We start from the raw sequence: 13,683 nt of genomic DNA, 5'->3' as shown, positions 1-13,683 counted from the left end.
CGCCTGCTAGTGGGGTAGGTTATGGGCATGCTCGTCAACACAACCATGGCGGAGCTGTCTGACCTGACGTTCCGCACCGCATTCATCGTCTACATCGTGGCGCTGATTCTGGCGTTCATCTACTACGGCCGCGTCAACAGCGTCATCGAGGCGCGCCGCGAGGCCCTGGCGGAGCAGAAGGTGCTGGTTGGCGCTGGGGGACCGGAGGTCGTCGAGAAGCAAAAGTCCGACGAGGACATGATCGCCAACGCCCGCAAATGGGCCGGCATGACCCAGGCGCTTGTCTGGGTCGGCGTGGCGCTGCACCTGGTGGCGTTTGTCACCCGCGGGCTCGCCGCCGGGCGGTTCCCGCTGGGCAACCTGTACGAGTACATCCTGTTCATGACCGCCGTGATCATGGTCGTCGCCGCCGTGGTGGTGCAGCGCAAGAACTGGCACACCGTCTGGCCGTGGCTCCTGTTCCCCATGGTCATCGCGATGTTCTTGAACTCCACGGTGTTCCACATGCAGGCCGCGCCCGTGGTGCCCGCGCTGCAGTCCTACTGGATGCCAGTGCACGTGTCTACGGTGTCCATCGGCGCGTCCGTGGGCCTGGTCTCCGGCGCGTTCGCCCTGCTGTACCTGCTGCGCATGCGCCAGCCGCGCGGCGAAGAACACGGATTCCTGGGTGCGATCCTCCGCCCGCTGCCGGACGCGAAAACGCTGGACCAGATCGCGTACAAAACCGCGGTGGTGACGCTGCCGCTGTTCGGCATCGGCATCGTCTTCGGTGCCATCTGGGCCGAGGTGGCCTGGGGCCGTTTCTGGGGCTGGGACGCCAAGGAAACCGTCTCCATGATCACCTGGATCCTCTACGCCGCCTACCTCCACGCGCGTGCCACGGCCGGCTGGAAGTCCACCGCCGCCGCCTGGATCAACGTATTCGCCATGGCCATGACGATCTTTAACATGACTTACGTCAACACCGTGATCGCCGGCCTGCACTCCTACGCGGGGCTGAACTAGTGAAGGTCCTGATCACCGGCGGGGCCGGCTACATCGGCTCCACTATTGCGTCGTGCTGCGCGGACGCCGGGATCACCCCGGTGATTCTGGACGATTTCTCCACCGGCCTGCGCGTCTTCGGGCAGCGCTTCGCCTGCTACGAGGGCGACGTCGCCGACGTGGACTTGCTGGAGCGGGTGTTCGCGGAGCACCCGGACATCGACGCGGTGATCCACTGCGCCGCCAAAATCGTCGTGCCCGAGTCCGTGGAGCAGCCGCTGGTCTACTACGACAACAACGTGGGCAAGGCCATCACGTTGCTGCAGGTGTTGGCGCGGCACGGCGTGCGCCGGTTCGTGCTGTCCTCCACGGCGTCGATGTACGAGCCGGGCGAGGACTACATGGTGGACGAGACCAGCGCCGTGGATCCCCAGAGCCCGTACGCGGCGTCGAAGTGGCTGCTTGAGCGGGTGCTTCGCGACGAATCCGCCACCGGCCGCCTCGGCGTTGTCGCCCTGCGCTACTTCAACCCGATCGGCGCCGACCCCGCGCTACGCACCGGCCTGCAGAACCCGCACCCCACCCACGCCATGGGCAAAATGATCGAGGCCCACGCCGCCGGCGAGCCGTTCACCGTCACCGGCGTGGACTGGCCCACCCGCGACGGCTCCGGCCTGCGCGATTACATCCACGTCTGGGACCTCGCCCGCGCGCACGTGGCGGTGCTGCAGCGCTTCGACTCCGTGGTGGGGGATTCCGGCTACGACGTGATCAACCTCGGCACCGGCCACGGCACCACCGTCTTCGAGCTCGCCGAGGCGTTCGGCGAAGCCACCGGCACACCGCTCGAGGTCCGCACCGGCCCCGCCCGCCCCGGCGACGTCGTCGGCAGCGCGTCGCGCACCGACAAAGCGAAGTCTGTCCTGGGGTGGTCCGCGGAGCGCTCGCTTGTCGACGGCGTCCGCGACGCCCTCGCCTGGTCCGAGAAACTGCCCGCAGTGCTCGCCGAGGAAGAGGGCCTGAAGGAGGCCGGCCGATGAGCGACGCCCACCACAAACCCCGCAACAAGCAGGGCAAACCCGCAAGCGACGACCCGGTGCTGCTGGCGCTGGGCGAGCAGATCGCCTTACGACGCCGCTCCGCCGGCCGCCTCCAACAAGACGTCGCCGACGCCGCCGGGGTCTCCCGCTCCACCCTGCACACCATCGAGCACGGCGGCGCCGGCGTGCGCTGGGAGAAGGTCATCGCCGTCGCGGCCGAGCTCGGCCTGCGCGTCGGGTTCACCGAGGCGTAGGGGGTTCCGCCGGCCGCCGCGCCTGGGCCTCCCGGCCGCGTTCCGCCCCCGCCGCTGACACTCCGCGGCGGAATCTGTCAGAGTGGCCCTATCTGCCCAGGTCGGCGCAAACGTCTGCCGTGATCTGTCAGGAACCCGGCGCCTTTTCGAAATTTGTTCACTCTCAGGCTCGTCCCGGGTGAACAAATTCCGGGCGACCGGGTAGCGACCTGGGGGAATGAAGCTCGCCGCCCCGAGAAATGGGCCCAAAACCCGAATTTGTTCACTGAGCTAGTGAACAAATCTGGACAGGGGCCGCCTAGCCCCAAATATCTAGCTGTCGTCGCGGCGCCGGCGGCGTTCTTCTTCCTCCCGGCGCTTGCGCTCGGCCTCTTCACGCGCGCGGCGCTCCTTGAACCGGTTCTTTTCGATGTTCCAGAGGAACTCTTCGTCGTCGTCAGGCCCCTTGATCACGGGTTTCTGCTCGACCTGCCGCTGCGAACCGCCGCGCAGCGACCCGTAGCGCTCGGCGGAGCCGGGGCCGAACGCGCGCCAGAGCAGCACGGCGGCCAGGACGACCAATGCGAGGAGTAGCAACCTTCCCATGGTTTTAAACATACTTGGCCACCGGATAGGGTGAACAACCGTGACTGATCAACGTTCTCCGCAGGTAGACCCCGGGGCGAAATCGAGGGCGAACAAGGCCGTGGCCATCTACGGCTTGGACCGCCTGCTTTTGTTCATCGCGCTGACGGTGGTGATCCAGCTCGCCGCGGTGCTCATTGGCGCGCCGGTGCCGGTGATTATGTCGGCGCTGCTGGCGCTGATTGTGGCGTTCCCGCTGTCGATGCTGCTGTTTAAGCGCCACCGCATTGAGGCGAATGAGGCTGTCGCGGAGCTGAAGCACCAGCGCCAGGCGCGCAAGGACTGGATTCAGTCCGAGCTCGCCGAACGCTAGCTCGCTAATCGACGCACCAAAGGTTTAGTCCCGCCTCAGCTCATGGCTGAGCGCCTCCAGCTCGCCGCCGCCGGCCATCTGGTGGGTCAGCTCCTCGAGGGTGACCTCGGAACGGGGCGCGTCGAGCTCCTGGTGGCCGAGCTTCAGGATGGTGAAGTGGTCGCCCACCAAGAAGGCGTGGTGGGGGTTGTGGGTGACTAGCACGACGGCGATGCCGCGATCGCGGGCGGCGGCGACCATGCGCAGCACCGCCCCGGACTGCTTCACGCCAAGCGCCGCGGTGGGCTCGTCAAGGATCAGCACGCGGGCGCCGAAGTAGACGGCACGGGCGATGGCGATGACCTGGCGTTGGCCGCCGGAGAGGTTGCCGGCCTCGACGTCCACGTCGGGGATGTCAATGCCCATCTCTAGGAGCTGCTCGGAGCAGATCCGCTTCATCTCGGCCTGGCGCAGCACACCGAGCGCGCTGGTGAGTTCTTGGCCGAGGAAGAAGTTGCGCCACACGCTGAGCTCGTCGACGATCGCCAGTGTCTGGTGGACGGTGGCGATGCCGGCGCTGATGGCGTCGCGGGGGGAGGTGAGGGTGGTGGCGGAGCCGTCGATAAGCATGGTGCCCGAAGTGGGCTGATGCAGGCCCGACAGGATTTTGATCAGGGTGGATTTGCCGGCGCCATTGTCGCCGAGCACGCAGGTGACTTCGCCTTCGCGCACGGCGAGGTTGACGCCGCGCAGCGCCTCGAAGCTGCCGTAGGACTTGGTGATGTTTTCCAGTTCGATGACAGCCACTTAGCGCCCCTTGGTGTATTTAGCGAAGGAGGTGTTGGCGAGCACCGCCACCAGCAGTGTCGCGCCGAGGAAGAACTTGAACCAGTCCGGGTTCCAGCCGGCGTAGACGATGCCCTGGTTGGTCATGCCGAAGATCAGCGCGCCGATGGCGGTGCCGACGGCGGTGCCGCGCCCGCCCGTCATGGCGCAGCCGCCGATGACCGCGGCGATGATGTAGAGAAATTCGTTGCCCACGCCCTGGCCGGCCTGGATGGAGTCGAAGGCGAACAGGGTGTGCATGCCGACGAACCACGCGGCGAAGCCGATGCCCATGAACAGCAGAATCTTCACGCGGCGCACCGGCACGCCGACGGCGCGGGCGGCGTCGGCGTTGCCGCCGACCGCGGTGATCCAGCCGCCGAGCTTGGTGCGGAACAGCACGAACGATGCCACGGCGACGAAGAAGATCCACCACAGGACGGTCACCGAGATGCGCACGTTGCCGATGTGGAACTCGCCGGCGAACACGGCGTGGGCGGACGGGAAGCCCTCCATGTCCGCGATGGTGGGGGTGGCCACCTGGCCGGTGACCAGCTTCGTCACCGCCAGGTTCAAGCCTTGGAGCATGAGGAAGGCCGCCAGGGTGATCAGGAAGGAATCGATGCCGGTGCGCGTGACCAAAAAGCCGTTGAGCGCGCCGATGGCCAGCGAGATCCCCAGCGCGAGGAACGCGCCCACCCACGAGTTCAGGTGCAGGTTGTAGTTCAGCATCGTCGCGGCCAGCGCGGCGGTGGTCACGGCGACACCGGAGGAGAGGTCGAACTCCCCGCCGATCATGAGCATGCCCACCGCAAGCGCCACGATGCCCAGGGTGGAGCTGGCGTACAGCGTGGTGGCCAGCGCCTCAAAGGAGCGAAACGCCGGCGCCACGGAGAGGAAGAAGACAAAGATAGCGATGAAGCCGAGGAGGCTGGCAAACTCCGGGCGGCGGATCAGGCGCGCGAACCCGGTGCGGGTTTTCAGGCGGTCGTCCCTCATCGCATGCCCGCTTTCGCGGCGTCTTCGACCTTGTCCACGTTAGTGGCGTCCACGAAGCTCGGGCCCGTGTAGACGGGGCGCCCGCCGCCGAGGGTGCCGCCGTTGCGTTTTGCAATCCACAGCGAGTCCACCGCCAGGTAGCCCTGCAGGTACGGCTGCTGGTCCACGGCCCACGCCACACGCCCGTCCGCGATGGCGCCAACGAGCTCCGCGTTGGTGTCGAAGGTGGACACCTGCGCCTGCGCGCCGGACTGGGCGACGGACTCCACGGCGCGCATCGCCACCGGCGCCTGCAGCGCAAACACGGTGTCGAAGGAGCGGTCCTGGGAAAGCTTCGAGGTGATGGTGGACTGCACGGCGGTGAGGTCCTGGCCGTTGACGTACAGCAGCTCCACCGCGTTTGAGTCGCCGCCGAGGCCGTCGCGCACACCGGCGCAGCGCGCCTCCTGCGAGGAGTTGCCCTGCTCGTGGATCACGCACAGCACCTTCTTCTTGCCTTCCTCCTTGAGGCGCTCGCCGGCGGCGCGGCCGGCCACGGTCTCGTCCTGGCCGAAGAAGCCGGTCAACCCGTAGTCCTGGTACGCGGTCATGCCGGCGTTCAGGCCGACCACGGGGATGCCGTGGTCCACGGCGTCGCGCGCCGCTGGGCCGATCGCCTCCGCATTCGGCATGGTCACGGCGATGCCGTCCACGCCCGCGTCCACCGCGGAGCGCACGAGGTTCGCCTGGTTGGGCGCCTGCGGGTCGGATGAGTAGCGCAGCTCGATGTTGTCCTTCTTCGCGGCGTCCTCGGCGCCCTTGCGCACGAGGTCCCAGTAGGTGTCGCCGGGCGCGCCGTGGGTGACCATCGCCACCACGTACCGCGGGGTGTCCACGCCGCCCGCCGTGCCGCCGCCGTCTTCGTTGCGGGGGGCTCCGCCTGTCGACGAGCATCCGCCCAACACCGCTGCCACCGTCAGTAGCGCGGCTGCCACAGTTTTCCGTGCCTTCCTCATTGCCAAAGTGTGAACCACTGCACTCGGGTGCGTCAAGCGGACTAGACGTATTGACCGGAGACGTCAATTAATTGGCTGAGATCCGCCACGCTGGGTAAACTCTGCCTCATGTACTCAGGCATCGCTTCCATGAAGCTGCGTTCCGCCCGCTGACGGCGGCGGGACCCCTTCTGATCTCTCGTCTGCCGTCCTGGCCATCTGCCGGGCGGTCATTTAGTGCTGCCCGGCTCCATGACGAGCTGAAAGTACGAAATGCCAATCACACCAACCTTGCGGTCATGTGTGTGGAACGGAACGCCCCGCGGGCCAGTCGCACACATCCGTGCCGAATCAATCCACATCACCTTGGGAGACAGGCACCTCCTGAACGGGCTGGATGTCACCGTCTCCGCCGGCTCACGCCTGGCGATCGTCGGCGACAACGGCCGTGGTAAGACCACCTTGCTCCATATCTTGGCGGGGCTCCTGACCCCTGACTCGGGAGTAGTGACCCAGATGGGTTCCCTCGTCCTGGTCAAGCAGGACATGCCCACCGAAGGCAACCGCACCGTCGGCGATCTCATCGCCGAAGCGACAGCTCCCTCCAGGGCTGCACTTGAGGCACTCGACGTGGCGAGCGCAGCACTCGCCGCAGGAAACGACGCGGCCGATGCCTATTCCGCAGCGCTCGAGACCGCCACGCTATTGGATGCCTGGGATGCAGAAAGGCGCGTGGACATCGCACTTGCAGGCCTTGACGCTTGCAGCGACCGCGCTCGCATACTGTCGACCTTGTCGGTCGGGCAACGGTACCGGGTCCGGCTTGCCGTCGCACTTGGATCGACCCCTGACCTGCTCCTGCTGGACGAGCCCACGAACCACCTCGACGCTGCAGGACTGTCCTTCCTAACCGAACGACTGCGTGATCACCCCGGTGGCCTGGCTCTGGTCAGTCACGACCGCGCTCTGCTGCGTGATGTGGCGACTACCTTCCTGGATCTCGACCCGACCCGAGATGGCGTGCCGCGAACCTACTCGGGCGGCTACCAAGGCTGGATTGAAGGCCGCCGACGAGAACGCCTCGTGTGGGAACAGGACCACGCCGCCCAGGTCGCCCGGCACAATGAACTGACACGCGCTGCAGCCGAGGCACGCTCCCGCCTGTCTCAGGGGGGATGGAGACCTGACAAGGGCACAGGCAAGCACCAACGCGCCACACGCGCTGCTGGAGTGGTCCAAGCCTTCAACCGACGTATAGAAGACCTGAAACGTCATGAGATCGACGTGCCGGCACCGCCACTGCGTCTAGCGTGGCCCGCCTCGACAACTCGTGCCGGGCAGAGCATCATGAACGCCACCGAAGTTACTGTGAAGGACCGGTTGGACACTCCGGTGTCGGTTGACGTGAACGGCGGTGACCGGTTGGTGGTCACCGGACCAAACGGCGCGGGAAAGTCCACCTTGTTGGCAGTTCTTGCACAGCGTCTGGCCCCCACCACGGGACATGTGCGAGTGAACCCGAGAGCACGCATCACTCTGCTGTCTCAAGAGGTCTCCGACTGGGATCACTCCAGCCCCGCACACGAGGTCTACGAGGCGTACCTAACAAAGCTGGGCCGCCGATCTCAGGCGCCTACTCTCGGCTCGCTCGGGCTGCTCGAGGCCTCTGCAACCAACACGCCCGTGGGGCGCCTGTCGCAAGGACAGCAACGCCGACTCCACCTGGCCATGTGTCTGGCACAGGACCCAGACCTGCTGCTCCTGGACGAACCCACCAATCATCTGTCATCGAACCTCGTCGACGACATCACCACCGAGCTCCAACAGGCCTCCTGCGCGGTGATCGTCGCCACCCATGACCGGCAGATGCTCCACGACTTTTCCGACTGGCCCCACCTGAACCTTGACTTGAAGGACATGCCATGAACCCGCTTCACCCCTTGACCATCCCCACGTACCGCCAGTTGTTCGCAGCGATGGTGCTGACCATCTTCGCCCAGGGCGCCTGGGCCCTCTACCTGACCATGCAGACCCTCGACCTGGGCGCCACGCCAGCCACCTTGTCGGGTGTCGTGGCCTGGAGCGGCATCGGCCTGCTTGCGGGATCCCTCCCAGCTGGCGTAATTGCCGACCGGATCCCCAACAAATCCGTCATCGTGGGTGTGCTCGCCCTGAATCTCGCCATCGCGACCGCGATGTCCACAGCAGCAATCCTCGACTTTGTCACCTTCTGGATGCTCGCGGTCTCCGCGTTCATCAGTGGCGCTTCAACCGCCTTCTTCTTCCCCGCCTACACGGCACTGGTGCCAGTCCTGGTGGATAGCGACGACCTCATGGCCGTCAACGGCCTCGAAGGCGCCACCCGTCCCTTGGTCGGGCAGGCACTTGCGCCCGCTGTCGTCGGAGCGCTCATCGGCGCAAGCATGCCCGCCGCTGGCGGGTACCTCATCGCAGCAGCAATCGGACTTGGCCTGCTCGCGGCCCTGCGGCTTCCCACCCCCACCCGCGCCGAAACGGAGGCCAATGCCGACGCTGCGGCAGACTCACCGATCACCGATCTGCTCGATGGCTTCCGCTACGTTTCCCGCACACGCTGGGTTCGCTCCAGTGTCCTGTTCGCGGCCGTCATGGGACTGGTCGTGACCGGACCACTCGAAGTCCTCCTACCCGCTCTTATGCGCTCCTCGCATGACAATGGACCTGCCCTCTACGGGGCCGTCCTGGCTGCCCTCGGCGCGGGCGGGTTGGTGGGCTCCCTGCTGGCGGGGTCGTGGCGCACACCGGAACGCTTCCTGCCCGCAATGGTCGGCGTCTGGGCGCTCGGATGTCTGCCCTTGTCCATCCCGGCGCTCACCAGCAATCCGTGGGCCATCGGTGCAGGACTCGCGTTCTACGGGGCGCTGATCGGGATCGGGATGGTCATCTGGGGAACAGTGCTTCAAGAGCACGTCCCCTTGGAGATGCTCGGCAGGGTCGCCAGCCTCGACTTCTTCATTTCCATCGCCTTCATGCCTCTGTCCATCGCCCTCACCGGACTCTTCAGCCGCTTCATCGACTCCAGAACTCTGTTCATCACCGCCGGCCTGGTGCCACTGGCCACGGCAGCACTGCTCCTAGCCCTGGGTCAACTCAAGATGCCACAGAAGACGCTGGCCGAGGCATGAGAGACCTAAGACACGCCAACATCATCCTCACACCTCTCCACCGCTTTGCTACCGCGGCGAGCTCGACGGCTGGTTGCACTGGGTTTTCACGATTGACCAACGTTTGAGGTCAGTACAGCTAGAACACTCCGGCGATCAGCAGCATGGCCGGCAGGGCCAGGAAGGTAGTCAGGAACACGGTGTCGCGGCAGATCACTTCACCCGAGCGGTACGTCGCCGCGTAGTTGTACACGTTCTGCGCCGTGGGCAGCGCGCAGAGGATCAGCGCGGCGTACATCTCTTCCGGCCCCAGGTGCAGAAGCTTTGCGACGATCCACGCCACCGCCGGCATACCCACCAGCTTCAACGCGGTGGCGGTGAGGGTGGGGCCACGGTGGCTTGTCAGTACCTTCTCGCCGGTGAGTGAGGCGCCGAAGCTCATAAGGATCAGCGGGATGGACGCCCCGCCCAAGATCTCCAGCGGCGCCAGCACCGGCTCTGGCACGGTCCAGGATGCCGCGGAGACGGCGAAGCCCGCGAACGCCGCGACCACCACGGGCGCGGTCAGCCCGGACAGCACGGACTTGGCAACGCCGGAGGAGCTGCGGTTCAGCCCGGCGATGACGATGGGGGAGAGCACCGCCATTTGGAGGACGAGGGCGGGCACGACGAAGGTGGCGTCGCCAAGCACATAAGTTGCAATGGGCAGGCCGATGTTGACGGAGTTGTAGTAGCTCGACGACGCCGCACCCGCCATCGTTTCCGTCGCGTCCTGGCGGAAGAAGAGCGCGCTGATCGCCCAGTAGATGAGCATGGTCACCACCGTGGCGACGGCGATGACCAGGATGACCGGGGAGAAAAACGCGTCCGTGTCCGAGACCGCCACCGAGGAGAAAATCAGCGACGGGGTGGCTACGTGGAACGCGATGCGGTTGAGCTGCAGGCGCTGCTCGCCCGGCCCGATGACGCCCTTGTGGGCCAGCCACCACCCCGCCGCGATGACGGTGAAGATGATGGCGAAACCGGTGAGGACGTCAAGCATGCCCGTGAGTGTATCGCCGGGGCTGGGGGTGGTCGCGTTTGGCAATGTGGCAAATTTTTGCCACATTGCGAAAACGCGACACCTAGCTGTGATGTCCAGGGACGTTGTTCTGGCCCCCGCCCGTAATGACACCGTGCCGATTCAAGAAGTATCTGTCCAGACCGCTTGCCATTGAAGGCATGTTAGAGTTTGGGGCATGTCGAGTCCCGAATCAGACAGGTCAGGGGTTGTCGGTCACACCGCCAGCCCCTTGAACCACTAGTTACGACGCCCACGATCTGTGTGGGCGTATGTCTGGCGTACCCGGGGCGCTGGCCGTGGTGACAAGAAGAACCATTTCTTGATCTCACACCTCGGAGTACTCGATGCCTTTTGCCCTCTACATGCTTGCCCTGGCGGTCTTCGTCATGGGCACTTCAGAATTCATGCTCGCGGGATTGCTCCCCGCGATCGCGACCGAACTTGACGTCTCGGTCGGCACTGCGGGCCTGCTGACCTCCGCATTCGCAGTCGGTATGGTCGTCGGCGCGCCAGTGATGGCGGCATTCGCTCGCCGTTGGCCACCGCGGCTCACATTGATCGTTTGCCTTCTCGTGTTCGCGGGAAGCCACGTCATCGGAGCGATGACACCAGTGTTCTCTCTCCTGCTCATCACCCGGGTGCTCAGCGCTCTCGCAAACGCAGGATTCCTCGCCGTAGCACTGAGCACGGCCACTACCCTCGTGCCAGCGAACCAGAAGGGGCGTGCACTGTCGATCCTGCTCTCCGGCACGACGATCGCAACCGTCGTGGGCGTCCCCGCCGGGGCACTGCTCGGCACAGCGCTGGGCTGGCGAACGACGTTCTGGGCGATCGCCATCCTCTGTATTCCCGCGGCCGTTGGAGTCATTCGTGGCGTCACGAACAATGTTGGTCGGAGCGAGACTAGCGCGACCTCACCAAGGCTCCGTGTCGAGCTCAGCCAGTTGGCGACGCCGCGGCTCATCCTGGCCATGGCACTCGGAGCGCTGATCAACGGAGGGACCTTTGCGGCATTCACCTTCCTGGCACCCATCGTGACCGAGACCGCGGGCTTGGCCGAAGCGTGGGTGTCCGTCGCGCTGGTGATGTTCGGCATCGGATCGTTCCTTGGCGTCACGATCGCAGGACGACTATCAGATCAACGACCTGGCCTCGTGCTCGCAGTCGGCGGACCGCTATTGCTGACAGGCTGGATCGTGTTGGCAGTGGTCGCATCTCATCCCGTTGCGCTTATCGTCCTCGTCCTCGTTCAGGGATTCCTGTCGTTCGGCGTCGGCAGTACTCTGATCACGCGTGTGCTGTATGCAGCATCGGGTGCGCCAACGATGGGCGGTTCGTACGCAACCGCAGCATTGAATATCGGAGCTGCAGCGGGGCCCGTGCTTGGTGCGCTCGGGCTCGCGACCGGGCTGGGGCTGCTCGCGCCGGTTTGGGTCGCTTCGGTGCTGACAGCGATCGCTCTCGTCATCATGCTTCTCACCAGACGCGCGCTTACGAAGACCGCGGCGGAGGCCAATTGATGACCCATCCGAACGCTCTTCTCACTCCTCGTGCCCGTCTCCGGTTAGCTCGGCTGATTGTCGAAGACGGCTATCCGGCCACGATCGCCGCAAAGATGTTCATGGTCTCCCCGATCACTGCCCGGAAATGGGCAGGCCGCTACCGGGAAGAGGGTGAGTTTGGGATGCAGGATCGCTCCAGCAAGCCGCACCGGATCCCAGGCAGGACGCCCGAGCATGTCAAGAAGAAGATCATCAACCTGCGCTGGCGGCTTCGACTGGGGCCAGCCCAGATCGCTGCGCGACTTGGTCTCTCGACGTCGACTGTTCACGCGGTCCTCGTCCGTTGCCGCGTGAACCGCCTCTCGCATATCGATCGTGTCACTGGCGAGCCATTGCGGCGATATGAGCATCCTCATCCGGGATCGTTGATTCATGTCGATGTCACGAAGTTCGGCAACATCCCCGACGGCGGTGGACATCGTTACGTAGGTCGGCAGCAAGGCGCACGGAACAAGCTCGCGACTCCGGGATTACCACGAGGAAAAGATCACAAGCCGCGCACCGGGACGGCGTTCGTTCACACAGTCATCGACGACCACTCCCGCGTCGCATACGCAGAAATCTGGTCGGATGAGCAGGCGAGCACAGCGGTGGGAGTTCTCGAACGCGCCGTGGCCTGGTTCGCCGAACGAGGCGTGACCGTCGAGCGAGTCCTATCCGACAACGGGTCGGCATACAGATCCCACGCATGGAGGGACTTCTGCGCTCGGCTCGGCATCCGACACAAGCGGACACGCCCCTACCGGCCGCAGACGAACGGGAAGATCGAGCGATTCCACCGCACGCTCGGGGACGGCTGGGCCTATGCCAGGTTTTACGGTTCAGAGGCCGAACGACGCCTGGCGCTGCCCGGCTGGCTCCACTTCTACAACCACCACCGACACCACTCTGCGATTGGCGGCGTACCCTTCGACCGACTCAACAACGTCCCTGGACATCACACCTAGCGCGACGCCAACGGCGCGTACGGCACGGCCTCGCCGATACCGGCGAACTGACCCCAGAACGACCAGCCGAACCACGCGAACGCCACCGCGGTGACCACGGCCCAGGCCAGCATGGTCTTACCGTTCAGCCCCAGCACCGGGATGAGCTCTTTGCCCGAAGCCCCGCCGCGAACCTTCAAAACGCTCGCCACCGCCAGCGGCAGCGCCACCAGAGCCGCTAGCGCAGACACGGTGGTCATCGACAGCACCACTGAGATGAAGAACGGGAACAAGGTCAGGACGGTGAAGAGGGTGCGCGCGTTGTCGTCGCCAAGCCTCACCGCAAGTGTGCGCTTGCCGGCGGCCGCATCGGTTGGGATGTCGCGGATGTTGTTGGCCAGGTTCACCGACGCGGAGATCGCGCCAATGGCCAGCGCGCACAGGAAGCCTTCCCACGACACCATTCCGGACTGGGTGTATTCGGTGCCCATCACGGCGACCAGCCCGAAGAACACAAACACCGAGAGTTCGCCGAAGCCGGAGTAGCCGTAGGGGCTGTCGCCGCCGGTGTAGAACCACGCCGCGGCGATGCACAGCGCGCCCACCAGCACGAGCCACATCGCGCCGGCCACCGCGGACAGGATCACGCCGAACACCGCGGCGGCGCCGAACGCGATAAACGCCGCAAGCTTCACCTGTTCCGGCGCGGCCAGCCCGGAACCGGTTAGGCGCGTCGGGCCGGTGCGGTCGTCGTCGGTGCCGCGGATGCCGTCGGAGTAGTCGTTGGCGTAGTTCACGCCGATGATCAGCGCCCACGCCACTGAAAGCGCGAGCACGGCGCGGCCGGGGTGGGCCTGCAAGGTCAGGGCCGCCACGCCGGTGCCGGCGATGACGGGGGCGAATGCGTTGGGCCAGGTGTGGGGGCGGGCGGCTTCCCACCAGTCGCGGGGTGTGGCGGTGTGAGTCCCAGTGTCAGTCATGCCCTCCATCATGCACC

At 65.5% G+C, this 13,683-nt stretch carries 15 protein-coding genes; 9 read left to right on the top strand and 6 right to left on the bottom strand.

The genetic code is table 11. The annotated features are described in order from the left end of the window. The first annotated feature begins 27 nt into the window (after positions 1–27). The 3 genes from ccsB to ACF3NP_RS08910 are packed head-to-tail and all read left to right on the top strand — an operon-like array spanning position 28 to position 2,278. Entirely contained in the window at positions 28–1,005 is a 978-nt protein-coding gene (gene ccsB / locus ACF3NP_RS08920; RefSeq protein ID WP_181889721.1) for a c-type cytochrome biogenesis protein CcsB, read from the top strand. Continuing rightward, entirely contained in the window at positions 1,005–2,024 is a 1,020-nt protein-coding gene (gene galE / locus ACF3NP_RS08915; RefSeq protein WP_181889722.1) for a UDP-glucose 4-epimerase GalE, read from the top strand. The genes ccsB and galE overlap by 1 nt, the downstream gene beginning before the upstream one ends. After that, the gene (locus tag ACF3NP_RS08910) at positions 2,021–2,278 is read left to right on the top strand and encodes a helix-turn-helix domain-containing protein (RefSeq protein WP_301612498.1); all 258 of its coding nucleotides are present in this window, start codon (positions 2,021–2,023) and stop codon (positions 2,276–2,278) included. The genes galE and ACF3NP_RS08910 overlap by 4 nt, the downstream gene beginning before the upstream one ends. Before the next feature lie 312 nt (positions 2,279–2,590). Here the strand turns inward: ACF3NP_RS08910 and ACF3NP_RS08905 are convergent, their stop codons facing one another. Further along, complete coding sequence (locus ACF3NP_RS08905; protein ID WP_181889724.1) at positions 2,591–2,863, bottom strand: hypothetical protein; 273 nt, start codon at positions 2,861–2,863, stop codon at positions 2,591–2,593. Between the two features lie 40 nt (positions 2,864–2,903). On the opposite strand from ACF3NP_RS08905, the gene ACF3NP_RS08900 reads away from it, so the two are divergent. Further along, a complete protein-coding gene (locus tag ACF3NP_RS08900) occupies positions 2,904–3,215 on the top strand; it encodes a DUF4229 domain-containing protein (protein WP_083290284.1) in 312 nt (103 codons plus the stop codon). Positions 3,216–3,239: 24 nt separating this feature from the next. On the opposite strand, the gene ACF3NP_RS08895 is transcribed toward ACF3NP_RS08900, so the two are convergent. Genes ACF3NP_RS08895 through ACF3NP_RS08885 form a run of 3 tightly spaced genes read right to left on the bottom strand, consistent with a single transcriptional unit; the run spans position 3,240 to position 6,013 of the window. Then, positions 3,240–4,001, bottom strand: a complete 762-nt coding sequence (locus ACF3NP_RS08895; protein WP_181889725.1) for an ATP-binding cassette domain-containing protein — start codon at positions 3,999–4,001, stop codon at positions 3,240–3,242. Then, positions 4,002–5,018, bottom strand: coding sequence for an ABC transporter permease (locus ACF3NP_RS08890; RefSeq protein ID WP_085956873.1), 1,017 nt, complete (start codon positions 5,016–5,018; stop codon positions 4,002–4,004). Next, positions 5,015–6,013 (bottom strand): substrate-binding domain-containing protein, encoded by a 999-nt coding sequence (locus ACF3NP_RS08885; protein WP_181889726.1) that lies wholly within the window; start codon positions 6,011–6,013, stop codon positions 5,015–5,017. The genes ACF3NP_RS08890 and ACF3NP_RS08885 overlap by 4 nt, the downstream gene beginning before the upstream one ends. A gap of 252 nt (positions 6,014–6,265) precedes the next feature. Here ACF3NP_RS08885 and ACF3NP_RS08880 point away from each other — a divergent pair, with 252 nt between their 5' ends. Then, positions 6,266–7,918, top strand: coding sequence for an ABC-F family ATP-binding cassette domain-containing protein (locus ACF3NP_RS08880; protein ID WP_070475266.1), 1,653 nt, complete (start codon positions 6,266–6,268; stop codon positions 7,916–7,918). Then, complete coding sequence (locus ACF3NP_RS08875) at positions 7,915–9,156, top strand: MFS transporter (protein WP_070475265.1); 1,242 nt, start codon at positions 7,915–7,917, stop codon at positions 9,154–9,156. Before ACF3NP_RS08880 ends, ACF3NP_RS08875 begins: the two co-directional genes overlap by 4 nt. Before the next feature lie 118 nt (positions 9,157–9,274). On the opposite strand, the gene ACF3NP_RS08870 is transcribed toward ACF3NP_RS08875, so the two are convergent. Beyond that, positions 9,275–10,177 (bottom strand): AEC family transporter, encoded by a 903-nt coding sequence (locus tag ACF3NP_RS08870; RefSeq protein ID WP_181889728.1) that lies wholly within the window; start codon positions 10,175–10,177, stop codon positions 9,275–9,277. A gap of 290 nt (positions 10,178–10,467) precedes the next feature. Here ACF3NP_RS08870 and ACF3NP_RS08865 point away from each other — a divergent pair, with 290 nt between their 5' ends. From ACF3NP_RS08865 to ACF3NP_RS08855, 3 genes are read left to right on the top strand one after another with little or no spacing between them, the layout of a single operon-like run. Then, on the top strand, positions 10,468–10,521 hold the full coding sequence (locus ACF3NP_RS08865) for a chloramphenicol resistance leader peptide (protein ID WP_011113070.1): 54 nt from the start codon (positions 10,468–10,470) through the stop codon (positions 10,519–10,521). A 21-nt stretch (positions 10,522–10,542) separates the two neighbouring features. Continuing rightward, positions 10,543–11,718: a chloramphenicol efflux MFS transporter Cmx gene (cmx, locus tag ACF3NP_RS08860; RefSeq protein ID WP_005297378.1), complete on the top strand. Its 1,176-nt coding sequence runs from the start codon at positions 10,543–10,545 to the stop codon at positions 11,716–11,718. Then, positions 11,718–12,707, top strand: a complete 990-nt coding sequence (locus ACF3NP_RS08855) for an IS481-like element IS5564 family transposase (protein WP_011113072.1) — start codon at positions 11,718–11,720, stop codon at positions 12,705–12,707. Before cmx ends, ACF3NP_RS08855 begins: the two co-directional genes overlap by 1 nt. Here the strand turns inward: ACF3NP_RS08855 and ACF3NP_RS08850 are convergent. Further along, on the bottom strand, positions 12,704–13,675 hold the full coding sequence (locus tag ACF3NP_RS08850; RefSeq protein ID WP_181890042.1) for a 1,4-dihydroxy-2-naphthoate polyprenyltransferase: 972 nt from the start codon (positions 13,673–13,675) through the stop codon (positions 12,704–12,706). The genes ACF3NP_RS08855 and ACF3NP_RS08850 overlap by 4 nt on opposite strands. Between the last annotated feature and the right edge of the window lie 8 nt (positions 13,676–13,683).

Origin of the sequence: Corynebacterium lehmanniae (genome assembly GCF_043161975.1) — a bacterium.
GTDB classification, from domain to species: domain Bacteria; phylum Actinomycetota; class Actinomycetes; order Mycobacteriales; family Mycobacteriaceae; genus Corynebacterium; species Corynebacterium lehmanniae.
Note: the sequence above shows the minus strand (reverse complement) of the source record. Positions and strands in the feature narration are given on the sequence as shown.

Coding starts and splice junctions, on each gene's coding strand:
- ACF3NP_RS08885 (WP_181889726.1), bottom strand. CDS start 6,013: ATGAGGAAGGCACGGAAAACTGTGGCAGCCGCGCTACTGACGGTGGCA.
- ACF3NP_RS08910 (WP_301612498.1), top strand. CDS start 2,021: ATGAGCGACGCCCACCACAAACCCCGCAACAAGCAGGGCAAACCCGCA.
- ACF3NP_RS08855 (WP_011113072.1), top strand. CDS start 11,718: ATGACCCATCCGAACGCTCTTCTCACTCCTCGTGCCCGTCTCCGGTTA.
- ccsB (WP_181889721.1), top strand. CDS start 28: ATGCTCGTCAACACAACCATGGCGGAGCTGTCTGACCTGACGTTCCGC.
- cmx (WP_005297378.1), top strand. CDS start 10,543: ATGCCTTTTGCCCTCTACATGCTTGCCCTGGCGGTCTTCGTCATGGGC.
- ACF3NP_RS08905 (WP_181889724.1), bottom strand. CDS start 2,863: ATGGGAAGGTTGCTACTCCTCGCATTGGTCGTCCTGGCCGCCGTGCTG.
- ACF3NP_RS08850 (WP_181890042.1), bottom strand. CDS start 13,675: ATGGAGGGCATGACTGACACTGGGACTCACACCGCCACACCCCGCGAC.
- ACF3NP_RS08890 (WP_085956873.1), bottom strand. CDS start 5,018: ATGAGGGACGACCGCCTGAAAACCCGCACCGGGTTCGCGCGCCTGATC.
- ACF3NP_RS08875 (WP_070475265.1), top strand. CDS start 7,915: ATGAACCCGCTTCACCCCTTGACCATCCCCACGTACCGCCAGTTGTTC.
- ACF3NP_RS08870 (WP_181889728.1), bottom strand. CDS start 10,177: ATGCTTGACGTCCTCACCGGTTTCGCCATCATCTTCACCGTCATCGCG.
- ACF3NP_RS08880 (WP_070475266.1), top strand. CDS start 6,266: ATGCCAATCACACCAACCTTGCGGTCATGTGTGTGGAACGGAACGCCC.